Source organism: Actinomyces israelii (assembly GCF_030253495.1).
GTDB classification, from domain to species: Bacteria; Actinomycetota; Actinomycetes; order Actinomycetales; family Actinomycetaceae; genus Actinomyces; species Actinomyces israelii.
This window is the reverse complement of sequence record NZ_CP124548.1, coordinates 1,861,918-1,878,786: the sequence shown is the minus strand read 5'-3', so window position 1 is coordinate 1,878,786 and position 16,869 is coordinate 1,861,918. Positions and strand designations below refer to the sequence as shown.

Sequence of the window (16,869 nt, the reverse complement as noted above, 5' to 3'; positions counted from 1 at the left end):
GTGCCCGCCGGTCGGCTGCGCGCCGATTCAGCGGCGGCTCAGTGGACGGTGAATCCGTGGGAGCGGAAGATCGCCCGGGTGGACTCGACGAGCTCGGGGTCGGGGGGCGTGGTGTCGCGCAGGCGATAGTCCAGGCCCAGGGCGCTCCACTTGTCGGCGCCCATCTGGTGGAAGGGCAGGACCTCCACGCGAGTGACGGCACTGCCCCAGCGCTCGACGATGCGGGCGACGTTCTCGACGTTGGCCGGGTCGTCGGTCAGATCAGGGACGAGGACGAAGCGCACCCACATCTCGATGCCCCTGGCCGCCAGCCGGTCCCCGAAGGCGATGGTGGGGGCGAGCTCACGACCGGTGACCTTCTTGTAGGTCTCCTCGTCGCCGCTCTTGACGTCGAGGAGGACCAGGTCGATGTTGTCAAGCATCTCCTCGGTGCACCTGGCGCCCAGGTAGCCGGAGGTGTCGATGCAGGTGTGGATCCCCATCGCCTTGGCCCCCGCCAGCAGCCGCGCGGCGAAGGCGGGCTGCATGAGGACCTCGCCGCCGGACAGGGTGACGCCCCCGCCCGAGGCGCGGAACACGCCGCGGTAGCGCTTCATGCGCCGCAGCAGCTCGTCGGCAGTCACCGGCTCCCCGTCCTTCATGAGGAAGGTGTCGGGATTGTGGCAGTACAGGCAGCGCAGCGGGCAGCCGTTGAGGAAGATGGTCATCCTGGTGCCCGGCCCGTCCACTGCGGTGACGAGCTCCCAGGAGTGGATGGACCCGAGCGACCCTTCGCGCATGCGCGCCAGACGCTCCGAGCGCTGCAGGTCGGTCAGCTCCTCGAGCCCGCCGATCCCGGCCCCCCGAAGCCGGGCGGCCGGGGCCAGGAAGTCCTGGTCCCGGCCGCCCGGCGCCACAGGGGCGATGGCCTCAGTCATCTGAGCCGGCACCGTCCCGGCTCAGGCGCCGGCGTGGAAGGTGCGGTTGAGGACGTCGAGCTGCTGCTCGCGCGTGAGCTTGACGAAGTTGACGGCGTAGCCGGAGACGCGGACCGTGAGGTTCGGGTAGTTCTCCGGGTGCTCCATCGCGTCCTCGAGGGTGTTGCGGTCCAGGACGTTGATGTTGGCGTGGTACAGGCCCTTGACGCCCCCATTGTCCTGGCGCTGCGCCTTCATCGAGGCGAGGCGCTCTTCGTACGTGGCCATGATCGGCCCCTTTCTGGTGATGAGAGATGTGTTTTCGACAGAGAGTCGGTGGAGACCGTCGATCAGCCCCGATCAGACCTCGGCGCAGTCGTCCGGCACGAAACCGGCGTCGAGAATGCCCACGAGGTTGGCCACGCGCTCCTCGAGCGTGCGCCCCAGGCCCTGCGGGGTGATCGTGTTGGTCAGCGAGATGCCGTCGAGGGCGTCGTTGTAGTCGAGCTTGCCGACGGACAGCATGGAGGCGACCATGCCGTGGGTGTCCATGCCGTTCTCCGGGTTGGCGCCCGGGGAGAAGGGCATCCCCTTGGCGTGGCCGGAGGGGAAGGAGCCGGTGGCCTTGCCGTAGACGACGTTCGAGGTGATCGTCAGGACCGACTGGGTCGGGATCGCGTCGCGGTAGAAGGGCTGCTCCTTGATCTTGGACATGATCGTGTGGACCACGGTGGCGGCGATGTCGTCGGCGCGGTCGTCGTCGTTGCCGTAGATGGGGAAGTCGCCCTCGGTGACGTAGTCGACCACGAGGCCGGTCTCGTCGCGCACCGGGGTGACCCTGGCGTACTTGATGGCGCTCAGCGAGTCGGCGACGATCGACAGCCCGGCGATGCCGCAGCCCATGGTGCGCACGATCTCGGAGTCGTGCAGCGCCATCTCGATCGCCTCGTAGGCGTAGCGGTCGTGGCAGTAGTGGATGATGTTGAGGGCCTCGACATAGGTGGCCACCACCCAGTCGAGCATCTTCTCGTACTTGTCCCAGACCTCGTCGAAGTCGAGCGGGCCGTCGCCCTCGATGCCGGGCAGGCCGGTGACGACCTGCTTGCCGGTCATCTCGTCGCGGCCGCCGTTGATCGCGTAGAGCAGGCCCTTGGCCGCGTTGACGCGGGCGCCGAAGAACTGCATCTGCTTGCCCACGCGCATGGGGGACACGCAGCAGGCGATGGCGGCGTCGTCCCCCCAGTGCTCGCGGATCTGCTCGTCGGCCTCGTACTGGATGGAGGAGGTGGTGATGGAGATCAGTGCGCAGAAGTCCTTGTAGCCCTGAGGCAGGTCCTCGTTCCAGAAGATCGTGATGTTCGGCTCCGGGGCCGGCCCGAGGTTGCGCAGCGTCTGGAGCAGGCGGAAAGAGGTCTTGGTGACCAGCGACCGGCCGTCCTCGCCGAAGCCCGCGTCCGACCAGGTGGCCCAGTAGGGGTCGCCGGAGAAGATCTGGTCGTAGTCGGTGGTGCGCAGGAAGCGGGTGATGCGCAGCTTCATGACGATGTTGTCAATGAGCTCCTGGGCGCGGGACTCGTCGATGACGCCCTCGCGCAGGTCGCGCTCGAAGTAGATGTCGAGGAAGGCCGACAGGCGGCCGATGCTCATGGCGGCGCCGTCCTGGGACTTCACCGAGGCCAGGTAGGCGAAGTACGTCCACTGGACGGCCTCGTGGGCGTTGCGCGCGGGGCCGGAGATGTCGAAGCCGTAGGAGGCCGCCATGTTCTTGAGCTTCTTGAGCGCCTTGATCTGCTCGGAGTGCTCCTCGCGATAGCGGGCCCAGTGCTCGGAGAAGGGCTGGTCCGCGACGGAGTCCTTGGCCTTCTGCTTGAGCTCGATGAGCCGGTCGACCCCGTAGAGGGCGACGCGGCGGTAGTCGCCGATAATGCGGCCGCGGCCGTAGGCGTCGGGCAGCCCGGTGATGATGTGGCTGGAGCGGGCCGCGCGGATGCGCGGGGTGTAGATGTCGAAGACCGCGTCGTTGTGGGTCTTGCGGTACTTGGTGAAGATCTTCTGGACCTGGGGGTCGATCTCCTTGCCGGCCTCCTTGATCGCCTGGGCGACCATGCGCCACCCGCCGTTGGGCATCATGGCGCGCTTGAGCGGGGAGTCGGTCTGCAGGCCGACGATGACGTCGTCGCGCTCGGAGATGTAGCCGGGGGCGAAGGCGTCGATGTCCGACGGGGTGTGGGTGTCGACGTCGAGGATGCGGACCTTGCGCTCCTCCTTGAGGTACTTGTCCTCAAGGGTCTCCCACAGGCTGAGCGTCTTGTCGGTCGCGCCTGCGAGGAAGGAGGCGTCCCCGTCGTAGGGTGTGTAGTTGCGCTGGATGAAGTCTCGGACGTCTATGTCCCGAGTCCACGGGCCCGTGGCGAAGCCCTCCCACGCATCGCGGCTGGTGCTGTCCTCCGCTGTGGCGGATGCTGTGACCTCGGTGGTCATCCGTGCCCTCCTGTAGGTGGGTGTATGCGCCCTTGTGAGGCGTGGCGGTACATCGTTGCGCCGTCCACCTCCAGGGTAGGCCGGTCCCCGACGGCAGCGGGGGCCGCCCGCCCACAAGACCGGTGGGATCACTCACAAGAGCCAGTCGTGCACCCTATATCTGGGACTAAAGTCCCGTCTCATTGTCAGGTGCTTCCACGGTCCGCGCATGGGCATTACCGGCCTGTGCCCACGTTTTTGCGTCTTCGCGCAGACGCGGACGATCGCGGCAATAGGACAGGCGTCCCACAGCCGCGGACGGGTCGGGGGCCAGTCGGAGGGCGCCCAGAAGGTGTCTGGCGGTGGCCGCTATCCCCGCCGGGTCCATGCCGAAGTCGGCCAGGAGCTGCTCGCGGGTGGCGGTGCCCAGGAACCGGCGGGGCACCCCCACGCGCGCCACGAGCGGGCCGCGCCCGGCGCCGGCGGCCGCCTCGTCCTCGATGGCGTCCCGCAGCCGTGAGCCGACGCCGCCGTCGACCAGCCCGTCCTCCACGACGACGACCCCCGCGAAGGACCGCGCCGCCTCCACCAGGGTCCGCGGCACCGGCACCACCCAGCGGGGGGCCATCACCGTCACGGCGCGCCCCTCGGCGGCCAGCTCGCGCCCCGCGGCCAGCACCGCGGGCGTCATGGCGCCGACGGCCACCAGGAGCAGGCCCTGCCGGGGCCCGCCCGCCGGCGCCCCGTCGTCCGGCTCGGCCAGCACATCGACCGCCTCGAAGGGATCGTCCGGGGGCCCCAGGATCCGGCCCGCGGGCGCGCGCTCGGGCAGGGCGCCCTTGGGGTAGCGCACCACGGTGGGCGCGTCGGGGGTGGCGACGGCGGTGCGCAGGTCCTCGCGCAGGGTCGCCTCGTCGCGCGGAGCGGCCAGGCGCAGCCCGGGCACGTGCGCCAGCAGCGCCATGTCCCACATGCCGTTGTGGCTGGCGCCGTCGGTGCCGGTCAGCCCGGCGCGGTCGAGCACGATGGTGACCCCGGCGCGGTGCAGGCCGACGTCCATGAGGACCTGGTCGAAGGCCCGGTTGAGGAAGGTCGCGTACAGGGCCACCACAGGGTGGAGGCCCGCGAAGGCCATGCCCGCGCTGACGGTCAGCGCGTGCTGCTCGGCGATGCCGACGTCGATGACCCGCTCAGGGAAGGCGTCGGCCATCGGCTGCAGCCCGACCGGCTGCTGCATGGCGGCGGTGACGGCGACGATGCGCTGATCGCCGCGCGCCAGCGCCAGGACCTCCTCGGCGAAGACGGAGGTCCACCCGAAGCGCGAGGGCACGATCGGCAGCCCCGTCTCGGGGTGGATGCGGCCGACGGCGTGGAAGCGGTCGGCGACGTCCTTCTCGGCGGGGGTGTAGCCCCTGCCCTTCTGGGTGATGACGTGGACGATGACCGGGTCGGCGTACTCGCGGGCCCGTGTGAGGGCGAACTCCAGGGCCGTCTCGTCGTGCCCGTCGACCGGTCCGGTGTACTTGATGCCCAGGTCCTCGAAGAAGGCCGAGGGGACCAGGACGTCCTTCAGGCCCCGTTTGAGGCCGTGCAGCGCGTCGAAGGCGGCCCGCCCGGGCGCCCCCTGGGTGAGCAGGATGCGCTTGACGCCGGCCAGCATGCGCTCGTAGCCGGGGTTGGTGCGCAGCGCGTCCAGGTGGTGGGCGAGCCCTCCGATGGTGGGGGCGTAGGAGCGCCCGTTGTCGTTGACGACGATGACCAGGTGCTTGTCGGAGGAGTCGGCGATGTTGTCCAGGGCCTCCCAGGCCATGCCGCCGGTCAGCGCCCCGTCCCCGATGACGGCGACCACGTGACGGTCCTCGTGGCCCTGAAGGAGGTTGGCCCGGGCGATGCCGTCGGCCCATGACAGGGAGGTGGAGGCGTGGGAGTTCTCCACGACGTCGTGGACCGACTCGCTGCGGGCCGGGTACCCGGACAGGCCGCCGCGCTCGCGCAGGTGGGTGAAGTCCTGCCGGCCGGTGAGCAGCTTGTGGACGTAGGCCTGGTGGCCGGTGTCGAAGACGATGGTGTCGCGCGGGGAGCGGAAGGTGCGGTGCAGCGCGAGGGTCAGCTCGACGACCCCGAGGTTGGGGCCGAGGTGCCCCCCGGTGCGGGCGACCGTGGCCACGAGGTAGCGGCGGATCTCCCCGGCGAGGGCGACCAGGTCCTCGCTGGTGAGCCGGTCCAGGTCGCTGGGCCGTGCGATCGAGGACAGCAGCGGCGTCCGTGGCAGCGCGACGCCGGCCTCACCAGGGCTCGCGGGTCCCGCGAGCACTGTCTTCTCACTCATCAGGGCTCTTCCTCCCGGTCCTGGTCCTGCCGCGCCCGCGCCCCGGCCCGCGCCCGTGCGACGCCGCGGGCCAGCCGCGTGTGATGGCATCACAGCATAGGCGCTCAGCGCCCGCGGGGAGGTCTCACTGCTATCGCGCACGAGCACGTAGGGTTGGAGCCGCGCAGCCCGCCGCCGCGCCCCGCCGTACCGCACTCAGGAGGAACCATGAGCACCACGGCTCCGTTCGGGACCTGGCCCTCCCCCATCACGCCCGGAACCATCACCACTCGGACGGTGCGCCTGTCGCAGGTGCGCGTGGACGGCGCGGACACCTACTGGGTGGAGCAGCGCGCCTCGCAGGCCGGCCGCAGCGTCCTGCTGCGCCGGGGCGGGGACGGCTCGGTCGGCGAGGTCCTCCCCCTCACGCCCTCCGACGAGCTCGTCGATACGCGCACCCGCGTGCACGAGTACGGCGGGCGCGCCTACGCCGTCGACTCCGGGACCGTCGTCGTGTCCCACGCCGGCGACGGGCGCCTGTACCGCTACGACGTCGCCCACCCCATGCGCGGTCTGGTGCCACTGACGATCTACGGCGACGTGCGCCACGGAGACCTGGAGATCGACACCGCGCGCGGCCTGGTCTACGCGGTGCGCGAGGACCACCGCGCAGGCGGCGAGGCCGTCAACTCGCTGGTGGCGGTCCCGCTGGACGGCTCCGCGGCGCGCGAGGACGCTCCGGTGACCACGGTCGTGGCCGGGACGGACTTTGTGGCCTCCCCGACCCTGTCCCCCGACGGCGAGCACCTGGCCTGGATCACCTGGGACCACCCGAGCATGCCGTGGGACAGCACGACCCTGCACGTGGGCGACCTTCTGCCCGACGGGCGCATCGGCGACCAGACGGTCGTGGGCGGCGACGGCGAGGCCGCCTCCGAGCCCCGCTGGACCGAGGAGTGCGACCTGGTGCACGTCTCCAACGCCTCGGGCTTCTCCAACCTGTACCGCACCGAGGGGTTCCCGCGCCGCGGCACCAACCGGGAGGGCTGGACGACGGGGCTGCGCACCCGCCCCCTGCATCCCGCCGAGGCGACCTTCACCTCGCCCGCCTGGGCGCTGGGCCCCCACCACTACGACGTCCTGGACGGCGAGCACCTCATCGCCTCCTGGGCGCGCGACGGCGTGTGGCACCTGGGCACGATAAGGCTCTCCAACGGGCAGATGGAGGAGTGGAACATCGGCTGGCAGCCGCTGGGCAACGTCGCCTCGTCCGCGGGGCGGGTCGTCATGCTGGCGGACAACGAGATGGAGCCGCCCGCGATCATCGAGGTGCGCGACGGCTGCGTCGAGGTCCTGCGGGGGTCCGGCGAGCTCGCGGCGGAGACCATCGGCGTCTCCCTGCCCACGCCCGTGACCTGGCCCACCACCGCGCAGGCCACCGCCCACGGCTTCTTCTACCCGCCGGCGTCGGCCTCCCGCAACGGCCCCGACGACGAGCTGCCCCCGCTGATCGTCAACGTCCACGGCGGCCCGACGGCGGCGGCCCGGCCCGGTTACAACCTGAGCATCCAGTACTGGACCACTCGCGGCTTCGCCTACCTGGATGTCAACTACCGGGGCTCGACCGGCTACGGCACCCGCTACCGGCACGCCCTCAACGGCCACTGGGGCGTCTACGACGTCGACGACGTCATCGCCGGCGCCGAGCTCCTCGCCGCCTCGGGCAGGGTCGACCCCGCTCGCATCGCAGTGCGCGGGGCCTCCGCCGGCGGCTTCACCGTCCTGTCGGCGCTGACCCGCTCGACCGTGTTCAGCGCCGCCACGTCCCTGTACGGCGTGGCGGACCTGGCCCGGCTGACCCGCACCACCCACAAGTTCGAGTCCCGGTACATCGGCACGCTCGTGGGCGCCGCCGGCGCCGACGACCCGGTGCTGGCCGAGCGCTCCCCGCTGCACCACATTGACAGCATTCACGCCCCGCTGCTGCTTCTCCAGGGCAGCGAGGACCCGATCGTGCCGGCCGACCAGGCGACCGCCATGTACGAGGCCGTCAGGGACAGGGGTCTGCCCGTGGCGCTCGAGGTCTTCCAGGGCGAGGGCCACGGCCTGCGGATGGCGTCGAGTATTCACCGCGCGCTGCGCGTCGAGCTGAGCTTCTACGCCCAGGTGTGGGGCCTGGAGTCCTCGGAGGAGGACCCCATCATGGCGCATGTGGAGAACCTGAGCCGCTGATCCCACCGCCCCATGGCAGGCGCTCTCGCCGCAGACCCCATAGACCCGCACCCAGACCCGCACCCATGACCGCACGACCCGTCCACGCGCACTGCCGCGACGTCCTCCTGGGACTGCTGCGCTACCACCGCAGCGGCCTGTTCATGCTGGCGATCGGAGTCGGCCTGGTCTCGGGAGCGGGCGCCGTCCTGTTCCGCGTGGGAATCGACGCCTGGACCAGGCTCCTGACCGGTGCGCAGGACTACACCGCCTCCCTGGGGCCCAGCGTCGGAGCCCTGACGGGGCTGGGCAGGTGGTTCCTCGTGGTCGCGCCGGTCATCTCGGGGCTCATGATCGGGCCGATCATGTCCTGGCTGGGCAGCACCCCGACGGGCCACGGGGTGGCGGGCGTCCTGTGGTCCTCCCGGCGCTCCGACGGCGCCATGGCCCCGGTCCCCGCCGCGGCGACGGTGGTCTCGGCGGCGCTGGCCATTGGCGGCGGGGGCTCGGTGGGGCCTGAGGGACCCATCGCCGAGCTCGGCGCAAGCACCGCGAGCCTGTTCGGACGGCGCCTGGGCCTCCCCCGACGAGCGATGCGGCTGCTGGCGGCGGCCGGGACGGCCGCCGGCATCGCCGCGGCCTTCAACGCCCCGCTCGCGGGCGCCTTCTTCGCGATGGAGGTGGTGCTGGTCGACTTCACCGTCGACGCCTTCACCTTCGTCGTGCTCGCCTGCGTGTCCTCCACGGTGCTCTCCCACCACCTGCTGGGCACCTCGCTGTCGCTGTCCCTGCCGACCCTGAACCTCACCGGCGACGCCCAGCTCGGGTGGGTCGCCGTGCTCGGCGTCCTGGGGGGCCTGATCGGTGTGGGCTTCTCGCGCGTCCGGTACCTGAGCGCCGACGCCGCCGCAGCCGGGGCCGACCGGCTCCGGCTCCCCCGCTGGGCGCGGCCGGCGGTCGGGGGCCTGCTGGTCGGAGGCATCCTGCTGACGGCGCCCGAGATGTACGGCGAGTCCTCGGCGGTGCTCGGCCGCGCCCTGGACGGGCGCTACACGGCGCTGGCGCTAAGCGCCCTGGTCCTGGCCAAGATCGTGGCGACCTCGGTGACCCTGGCGTCGGGAATGCCCGGGGGCGTCTTCGCCCCGTCGCTGTTCATCGGCGGCGTGCTCGGGGCGTGCTTCGGCACGCTCGTGGCGCCCGACCGCCCGCAGGCCGCCGCCGTCTTCGGGGTGCTGGGCATGGGCGCCGTGTTCTCGGGAGCGGCCCGGGCGCCGATCACCAGCGTCGTCCTCATTATCGAGATGACGGGGCAGTACAACCTGCTGACCCCTCTCATGCTCGCGGTCGCGCTGTCCACCGTGACGGGGCGGTTCCTGACCCGCTCGACCATCTACACCGAGGAGCTGCGCCGCCGCGGCATGATCATCAAGGACCCCCAGGCGCCCACCTCCGTCGGCGCCCGCTTCCAGGAGCGCTGGAGGCATACCCGCCGCCCCGCGAGTCACAGGGACCGGAGCGCCGCGGCGGAGCCGGGGGAACCGCGGCCCGGGGAGGACGACGACTCGGCCGGCCGGTGAGCGCACGGCTGTGACGAGACCGCTCGGCGACCGTCGCAGCGGTCGTCCCACGGCATCGTCTCAGCAGCTCTCAGCGGCCGTCGGGACGCTGGTCCCGCCCCGACTGCGCCGTCCTGGCCCGCTCCACGAGAGTCGCCCCCAGCTCGTCCATCCGCTCGGCGTTGACCACGATGCGACGCGGGTTGCTCAGCCACATCCAGCCCGCGGCCACGAGCGGCAGCACGAGCGGCAGATAGCCGAGACGGCGGCCGCCGTCGGCCCACACGCTGGTCTCCAGGCCCTCGACCGCGTCGGTCCATGTCAGCACGCCGATGATCACCGCGCCGGTCAGCAGTGCGCTCAGGCTCATCCACCCGATGATCCGCATGCGGCGCCCGTTGTGCGCCACGCACACGGCCAGCAGGACGAACAGGACTCCGGCGGCGACGTTGATCGATCCGAGGGCCGGGGCGGCGGCCGGCTCGCGCACCAGCGAGACCGCGGCGGGGGCCAGGACCGCCAGCCCGAAGACGGCGAAGACGACGACGAGAAGGCGCCCCCACCCGTGGGCGGGACGACGCCGGTCCTCAACGCCGCGGACCGGAGGGCGGTCGTCCGCTGGTGCAGGCATCGCAGAATCTCCTCAGAGCATCATGTCTCTACGGGCCGACCGGGGCAACGGCACCGAGCAGCCCTGGGCACACTACCATCGGAGGCTGTGACCACTCTTGAGATGATTCCCTCCAGTCCTGCCCGCAACGAGGTCGAGGCGCTCGTCCTGGCGGCCGCGGACACCGACAAGACGCCCGCCCTCGTGACCGACGGCGCCTCGACCGAGGGCCTCGACCTCCAGGCCCTCGCCGCGGCGCTGCCCGCCGTCGGCTTCACCGGGGCGCTCGACGCGGTCGTGCGTCTGCCCGCCGACGTCCTGGGCCCCGATGCGGCCGCCGACTGCGTGCTGGTCGTCGGCACCGGCCCCGGCCTGGACGCCGGATCGGGCGACGCCGCCGCGCTCGGGGCCGCCCGGCCCGGGGTGCTCAGGCGGGCCGCCGGATGCGCCGCGCGCGAGCTGGCCGGCGTGGGCTCGGCCGCCTTCCTCCTTCCGGCCGACAGCCCCGACGACCTCCGTGCGGTGGCCGAGGGCGCGCTCGTCGGCGCCTACGCCTGGTCGGGGCGCGTGCCCGCGCCGACGGCGCCGCTGGAGCGCGTCGTCGTCGCCACCCCCCTGGCGGGCTCCGAGGAGGCCGGCACCGCCCGGGCGCGCGCCACCGCCCTGGCCGAGTCGACGGCGCTCGTGCGCGACCTGGTCAACGAGCCGCCGAACCGGCTGACCCCCAAGGTCCTCGCCGAGCGGGCCCGCGCGCTCGCCGACGACGCGGGCCTGGATGTCGAGGTCCTCGACGAGACGCTCCTGCGCCGACGGGGCTTCGGCGGCATCGTCGGCGTCGGCCAGGGCTCGGCGCACCCGCCCTTCCTCGTGCGCGCCTCCTGGGTGCCGGAGCAGCCTGCTCAGCGCGTTGCGCTGATCGGCAAGGGCATCACTTTCGACTCCGGCGGCCTGTCGCTCAAGCCGGCGGCCTCCATGCCGGAGATGAAGTCGGACATGGCCGGTGCGGCCACCGCGCTCGGCGCCGTGACCGCGGCGGCGCGCCTGAGGCTGGGGGTGCGAGTGGACGCGTGGCTGGCGCTGGCCGAGAACATGCCCGCCGCGGACGCCCAGCGCCCCAGCGACATTGTCACGATGTACAACGGCACCACCGTGGAGGTCACCAACACCGACGCCGAGGGGCGCCTGGTCATGGCCGACGCCCTGGCGCGCGCCGTCGAGGACAGGCCCGACTGCGTGCTCGACGTCGCCACCCTCACCGGCGCCCAGATCATCGCGCTGGGCGACCGGGTGTCGGGCGTCATGGGCACGCCCTCGGTGCGGGACGAGGTCGCCGCCTGCGCCGCGGGTGCCGGCGAGGCGTTCTGGCCCATGCCGCTGCCCGAGCACCTGCGCGCCGCCCTGGAGTCCCCGTTTGCGGCGCTGCGCAACACCGACATGAGCAGCCGCGCCGGGGGCATGCTCGTGGCGGGCCTCTTCCTGCGCGAGTTCGTGGGGGACGTGCCGTGGGCCCATCTCGACATCGCCGGGCCGGCCTACAACGAGAAGTCCGCGTGGGGCGCCACGCCCGTCGGCGGCACGGGCGCCGGCCTGGCCACGCTCGTGGCGCTTCTCAGCGGCCGCGCCTGAGCCGGGGCCCTGCCCGCTCCCTGGTCCCCTCGGGTCCCCTCAGCCGCAGGCGGGCCCGCGCATGCGCTCAGCGCGGACACGCGCCCGAGGCGCACGCACGGGCAGCGCCCCGATCATCTCCCCGGCAGGTGACAGGTCTCACTGCCCCGGCAGGACTCAGGTCCCCGGAGCAAGCGATTTCAGAGCCTGCGAGCAGCAGCCAGATGCAACAATGGCCAGCGTGCCGAGCCGCTCCCGAGGGGCGGGTGACATCAACGAGGAGTTTTCGTGACAGACACCGTGTACGACATGGTCATCCTGGGCGCCGGCTCGGGCGGCTACGCCGCCGCGCTGCGCGGCGCCCAGCTGGGCCTGAGAGTCGCGCTCATCGAGGCGGACAAGATCGGCGGCACCTGCCTCCACCGCGGCTGCGTTCCGACCAAGGCCATCCTGCACTCGGCCGAGACCGCCGAGGCCGTGCGCGAGGCGGCCGCCGTCGGCGTCAGAGCGGTGTACCAGGGCCTCGACATGCCCGCGGTCCAGAAGTACAAGAACGGCGTGATCTCCCGGATGTACAAGGGCCTGCAGGGCCTTGTCTCCTCCAGGGGCATCGAGGTCGTGAGCGGCTGGGGCCGCCTGGTCGCCAGGGACACCGTCGAGGCGGGCGGCAGGCGGTACCGGGGGCGGAACGTCGTGCTGGCCTCGGGCTCGCTGTCCAAGACCATGGGCCAGGAGATCTCCGGGCCGGTCATGACCAGCGACCAGGCGCTCGAGCTCGATCGAGTGCCCGCCTCGGCCGTCGTCCTGGGCGGCGGGGTCATCGGTGTCGAGCTCGCCTCCGCCTGGGCCTCCATGGGCTCGCGGGTGACGATTATCGAGGCGCTGCCCCACCTGGTGCCGAACGAGGACGAGGCCATCTCCAAGCAGCTCGAGCGGGCCTTCCGCAAGCGCAGGATCGCCTTCAGGACCGGCACCATGTTCGACTCCGTCGAGCGCACCGCCGCGGGCGTGAAGGTCCGCACAGCCGACGGCAGGACCTACGACGCCGAGGTCCTCCTGATTGCCGTCGGCCGCGGCCCGGCCACGGCGAACCTCGGCTACGAGGAGGCGGGCGTCGCCATGGACCGCGGCTTCGTCCTGACCGACGGCTACGGTCGCACGAACGTGGAGGGCGTGTGGGCCGTGGGGGACATCGTCCCCGGCGTCCAGCTCGCCCACCGCGGCTTCGCCCAGGGCATCGCGGTGGCCGAGAAGATCGCCGGGCTGGATCCCCGGCCTGTCGACGACGTCCTGGTCCCCAAGGTGACCTTCTGCGAGCCCGAGATCGCCTCCGTGGGCCTGAGCGAGGCCAGGGCCGCCGAGGTCCACGGCGCCGAGAACGTCACGACGGCGGAGTTCAACGTGGCCGGCAACGCCAGGAGCCAGATCCTGGGCACCCAGGGCTTCGTCAAGCTGGTCTCGCTCAAGGACGGGCCCATTGTCGGCTTCCACGCCATCGGCGCCCGCATGGGCGAGCAGGTAGGCGAGGGGCAGCTGATCGTCTCGTGGGAGGCCGACGCCCACGACGTCGCCTCGCTCGTGCACGCGCACCCCACGCAGAACGAGACCATCGGTGAGGCCGCCATGGTTCTCGCCGGCAAGTCACTGCACAACCACGGCTGATCTCGAAGAGATAGAGAGTTTTCCATCATGTCCGAGTCCGTAAAGATGCCCGCTCTGGGCGAGTCCGTCACCGAGGGCACCGTCTCGTCGTGGCTCAAGGCCGTCGGCGACACCGTTGAGGTGGATGAGCCGCTCCTCGAGGTCGCCACCGACAAGGTCGACACCGAGGTCCCCTCCCCCGTCGCCGGCACGATCCTGGAGATCCGCGTGCCCGAGGACGAGACCGTCGAGGTCGGCACCGTCCTGGCGGTGATCGGGGACCCGTCCGAGGCGGCCGCCCCCGCGCCCGCGGCCCCGACAGCCCCGGCTCGAGTCGCCCCGACGCCCGCAGCGCCGTCGGCGCCCACACCCGCGACGGTCTCCGCTCCGGCGGCCCCGTCGCCCGCTCGCGTCGCCCCGACGCCCGGCGCGCCGTCGGCGCCCTCATACGGGCCGAGACACGCGGCGCCGGCTCCGACCGAGCCGCGGACCGAGCCGTCCGCGGGCCCGGCGCCGTCCGCCGCGGCCGTCGCCTCCGCCGCCTACGTCACCCCGATCGTGCGCAGGCTCGCCCGGGACAAGGGAATCGACCTGACCACCGTCACCGGCACCGGTGTGGGCGGGCGCATCCGCAAGCAGGACGTCGAGGAGGCCGCCAGAGCCGCCGAGGCTGCTGCGGCCGCAGAGGCGGCCAGGGCCGCTGCGGCGCCTGCGCCCGCCGCCGCTCCGGCCCAGCCCGCCCGGACCGCCCAGCCCGTCCGGCCGGCCCCCGGGTCCGCCGTCGACACCGACCTGCGCGGCACCACGCAGAAGATGAGCCGTCTGCGCCAGGTCATCGCCGAGCGCATGATGGGCTCGCTGCAGACCTCCGCCCAGCTGACCACCGTCGTCGAGGTCGACGTCACCCGCGTGGCCTCCCTGCGCGCCCGGGCCAAGGACGACTTCCTGGCCAGGAACGGCACGAAGCTGACCTTCCTGCCCTTCTTCGTGGCGGCCGCGACCGAGGCCCTCAAGGCCCACCCGAAGCTCAACGCCACGATCGACGGCAGGCAGGTGACCTACCACGACGTCGAGCACATCGGCATCGCGGTCGACACCCCGCGCGGCCTGCTCGTGCCGGTGGTCAAGAACGCCGGCGACCTCAGCATCCCGGGCCTGGCCAAGCACATCAACGACCTGGCGGCCCGCACCCGGGAGAACCGGGTCAACCCCGACGAGCTGAGCGGCTCGACCTTCACCATCACGAACACCGGAAGCGGCGGCGCCCTGTTCGACACCCCGATCATCAACCAGCCCGAGGTCGCGATCCTCGGCCTGGGCGCGATCGTCAAGCGGCCCCGCGTGACCACCGACTCCGACGGGGGCGAGGCGATCGCCGTCCGCTCGGTGTGCCACCTGGCGCTGTCCTACGACCACCGGCTGGTCGATGGCGCGGACGCCGCCCGCTACCTCATGACCGTCAAGAGGCGCCTGGAGGACGGCGACTTCGCCGGCGAGCTGGGGCTGTGAGCCCCGTCCCGCGGCCCCTGTGACCCTTCCTCTGCGCGCGAGGCCCCGCGCCCTCGGGTGCGGGGCCTCGCGCGCTCCTGGCGGCGGGTGCCGCCCGCGCCCTCACGGCAGCTCGGCCCCCGCTCGGGCGATGCCGGTGAGCGTCTGTCCCGCACCCAGGCGGATCCACCGCCAGGACGCCCGGTAGACGACGGGGCCGAACCGTCCCCAGGTCCGGTGCGCCAGGGTCAGGCGGACCCGGGTGCCTCCGGGCGCCCGGGTCAGCGCCAGGTCCCGTACGAGGCAGACCTCGCCGTCGCGGGGTCCCGAGGCGGCCGTGCACGACCACACGATCCTCCCCGGGGCGGCCTCCTCCAGCCGCCAGCGCATACGGCCCGTCCGGCAGCGCCCGGCGGCCTGCTGCACGGCGCCGTCCGCGCGCAGCTCGACGAGCTCCTCACGCGGCACGGCCCACCGGGTCAGCCCGGCGGGGTCCGACAGCAGTGCGGCCAGGTCCGCCGCCGGCACCGAGACGAAGCGCTCCTGGCTCAGCTCGCGATCCAGGCCGTATGACGCGTACTCGTCGGTCAGCCGGTAGCGACCGGGAGCAGGCTCGGGCCGTGCGCGGGCCGCCTCCGCCTGCGTGCGCACAGCGGTGACGTCAACATCGCAGTGGGTCAGGAGCCTGGCGGCCGGCGACTGCGTGCGGGCGGTGAGGGCCAGCAGCACCCGGATGCCCGGATCACCGGCCGGCCCCCTGCCGGCGGTGTCAAGAGCCTCTGTGGCGGCCCGCGACACGGGGATCTCCCCCGCGCCAGGTCCCGCGATGAGGTCGCCCGCGGCCAGGGGCTCGGGGCGCAGGCCCTCGGGCAGGCGGATGCCGACGCGTGCGAGGTCGGCGTCGGCGAGCTCATCGACGGCGGCCCGCGCTCGGGCCAGGGTCACGCCGTGCGCCCCGAGGATGGCGGCGGCCCGGCCGCCCTGGGCGATCAGGCCCAGCAGCAGGTGCTCGGGCTCGATCTGCCGGTGGCGCAGCCTGACGGCCTCCGACGACGTGGCGTTGACCCAGGTCAGGTAGTGGTTGATGTGCGGCATGCTCATCTCCTTCGCGCGGGGGCCAGGCCCGGGGGCACGCGCTTGGCGTACTTCTTGTGGACGGCCTGGCGGGAGACGCCGAGATGATCGGCGATCTGCGTCCATCCCATGCCTGAGCGCAAGGCGGCTTCGACCTGCGCCAGCTCGAGGGTGTCGGTGAGGCGTCTCAGGGCCGCGACGGCCCGCAGCCCCGCCTCCGGACAAGTGGTGTCGGCGGCCCCGGCGGCCGCGGTCAGAGCATCCATGTAAGCAACTTAGGTTGACAACCTTCCATATGTCAACTTTGGTTGCTCACCTCGCCGTCCGCAAGCACGAGGAGCGCCCCGAGGCTCGCACGAGTCACCCTGCGGGCGAAGTCGAGGCGCTCCTGAAGAGAGCCGAGCTCCGCCCCCAGCGACCCGTCGAGGAGCAACGACGCCAGACCGTGGATCCCGGCCCAGATCAGCGCCTCGACCTCGGGCGGCGCCTGCTGCCCCGCCACCATGCGCGCCAGGCGCGCGAGCTCGCAGCGCGCGCGCTCGCCGGCGCGCCCCGCCTCGGGGAAGCGCTCCGGATCGCACACGTCGGGGCGGAACATGACGCGGAAGACCCCGGGGTTGCGCAGCGCGAACTCGACATAGGCGTTCCCCGAGGCCTTCAGCGTCGCGGGCAGCCCCCGCGCCTCGAGCCCGTCGTGCACCTCGCGCAGCCGCTGCGCGAGCTCCTCGAAGCCCTGGCGCACCAGTGCGGCGAGGATCGCCTCCCGGTTGGCGAAGTAGTGGTAGGGAGCCTGGTGGGTGCAGCCGGAGCGGCGGGCGACCTCGCGCATGCTCAGCGCGCTCGGACCGCCCTCGTCGAGGAGCTCGCGGCTGGTCCGCAGGAGCCGGGCGCGCAGGCCGCGGCCGCCGCTCCCGGCGGGCCGATCTACTGCTTCAGACGTCACAGGGGAAGTCTAGGTCCGGATCCCGCACACCGCTAGACAGTGTCAGGTTTCCTGCTACGCTGCCACTTGACACTGTC

At 72.4% G+C, this 16,869-nt stretch carries 13 protein-coding genes; 5 read left to right on the top strand and 8 right to left on the bottom strand.

The genetic code is table 11. From position 1 onward, the window contains the following. Positions 1-38 precede the first annotated feature (38 nt). The 4 genes from pflA to dxs all read right to left on the bottom strand — a co-directional run bounded on the left by pflA (position 39) and on the right by dxs (position 5,685). Positions 39-917 carry a pyruvate formate-lyase-activating protein gene (gene pflA / locus AIF0345_RS07720; protein WP_285297822.1) on the bottom strand — a complete coding sequence of 293 codons (879 nt, stop codon included), beginning with the start codon at positions 915-917 and terminating at the stop codon, positions 39-41. 21 nt (positions 918-938) lie between these two features. Further along, entirely contained in the window at positions 939-1,184 is a 246-nt protein-coding gene (grcA2, locus tag AIF0345_RS07715; RefSeq protein WP_008734270.1) for an autonomous glycyl radical cofactor GrcA2, read from the bottom strand. 72 nt (positions 1,185-1,256) lie between these two features. Beyond that, positions 1,257-3,377 carry a pyruvate formate lyase family protein gene (locus AIF0345_RS07710; RefSeq protein ID WP_285297821.1) on the bottom strand — a complete coding sequence of 707 codons (2,121 nt, stop codon included), beginning with the start codon at positions 3,375-3,377 and terminating at the stop codon, positions 1,257-1,259. 166 nt (positions 3,378-3,543) lie between these two features. After that, positions 3,544-5,685: a 1-deoxy-D-xylulose-5-phosphate synthase gene (gene dxs, locus AIF0345_RS07705; RefSeq protein ID WP_268916787.1), complete on the bottom strand. Its 2,142-nt coding sequence runs from the start codon at positions 5,683-5,685 to the stop codon at positions 3,544-3,546. 207 nt (positions 5,686-5,892) lie between these two features. On the opposite strand from dxs, the gene AIF0345_RS07700 reads away from it, so the two are divergent. Then, positions 5,893-7,896 (top strand): alpha/beta hydrolase family protein, encoded by a 2,004-nt coding sequence (locus AIF0345_RS07700; protein WP_285297820.1) that lies wholly within the window; start codon positions 5,893-5,895, stop codon positions 7,894-7,896. A 65-nt stretch (positions 7,897-7,961) separates the two neighbouring features. Next, positions 7,962-9,452 (top strand): chloride channel protein, encoded by a 1,491-nt coding sequence (locus tag AIF0345_RS07695; RefSeq protein ID WP_404975991.1) that lies wholly within the window; start codon positions 7,962-7,964, stop codon positions 9,450-9,452. 70 nt (positions 9,453-9,522) lie between these two features. Here AIF0345_RS07695 and AIF0345_RS07690 read toward each other — a convergent pair whose 3' ends face one another. Beyond that, positions 9,523-10,062: a hypothetical protein gene (locus AIF0345_RS07690; protein ID WP_285297819.1), complete on the bottom strand. Its 540-nt coding sequence runs from the start codon at positions 10,060-10,062 to the stop codon at positions 9,523-9,525. A gap of 87 nt (positions 10,063-10,149) precedes the next feature. On the opposite strand from AIF0345_RS07690, the gene AIF0345_RS07685 reads away from it, so the two are divergent. The 3 genes from AIF0345_RS07685 to sucB all read left to right on the top strand — a co-directional run bounded on the left by AIF0345_RS07685 (position 10,150) and on the right by sucB (position 14,796). Next, complete coding sequence (locus tag AIF0345_RS07685) at positions 10,150-11,667, top strand: leucyl aminopeptidase (RefSeq protein WP_404975990.1); 1,518 nt, start codon at positions 10,150-10,152, stop codon at positions 11,665-11,667. A gap of 267 nt (positions 11,668-11,934) precedes the next feature. Continuing rightward, the gene (gene lpdA, locus AIF0345_RS07680; protein WP_285297818.1) at positions 11,935-13,308 is read left to right on the top strand and encodes a dihydrolipoyl dehydrogenase; all 1,374 of its coding nucleotides are present in this window, start codon (positions 11,935-11,937) and stop codon (positions 13,306-13,308) included. 27 nt (positions 13,309-13,335) lie between these two features. Next, positions 13,336-14,796 carry a 2-oxoglutarate dehydrogenase, E2 component, dihydrolipoamide succinyltransferase gene (sucB, locus tag AIF0345_RS07675; RefSeq protein ID WP_285297817.1) on the top strand — a complete coding sequence of 487 codons (1,461 nt, stop codon included), beginning with the start codon at positions 13,336-13,338 and terminating at the stop codon, positions 14,794-14,796. Positions 14,797-14,898: 102 nt separating this feature from the next. Here sucB and AIF0345_RS07670 read toward each other — a convergent pair whose 3' ends face one another. Genes AIF0345_RS07670 through AIF0345_RS07660 form a run of 3 tightly spaced genes read right to left on the bottom strand, consistent with a single transcriptional unit; the run spans position 14,899 to position 16,792 of the window. Then, positions 14,899-15,870 carry an SRPBCC family protein gene (locus tag AIF0345_RS07670; protein WP_285297816.1) on the bottom strand — a complete coding sequence of 324 codons (972 nt, stop codon included), beginning with the start codon at positions 15,868-15,870 and terminating at the stop codon, positions 14,899-14,901. 2 nt (positions 15,871-15,872) lie between these two features. After that, positions 15,873-16,115, bottom strand: a complete 243-nt coding sequence (locus AIF0345_RS07665; protein ID WP_043561990.1) for a hypothetical protein — start codon at positions 16,113-16,115, stop codon at positions 15,873-15,875. 32 nt (positions 16,116-16,147) lie between these two features. Further along, a complete protein-coding gene (locus AIF0345_RS07660; protein ID WP_268916792.1) occupies positions 16,148-16,792 on the bottom strand; it encodes a TetR/AcrR family transcriptional regulator in 645 nt (214 codons plus the stop codon). Between the last annotated feature and the right edge of the window lie 77 nt (positions 16,793-16,869).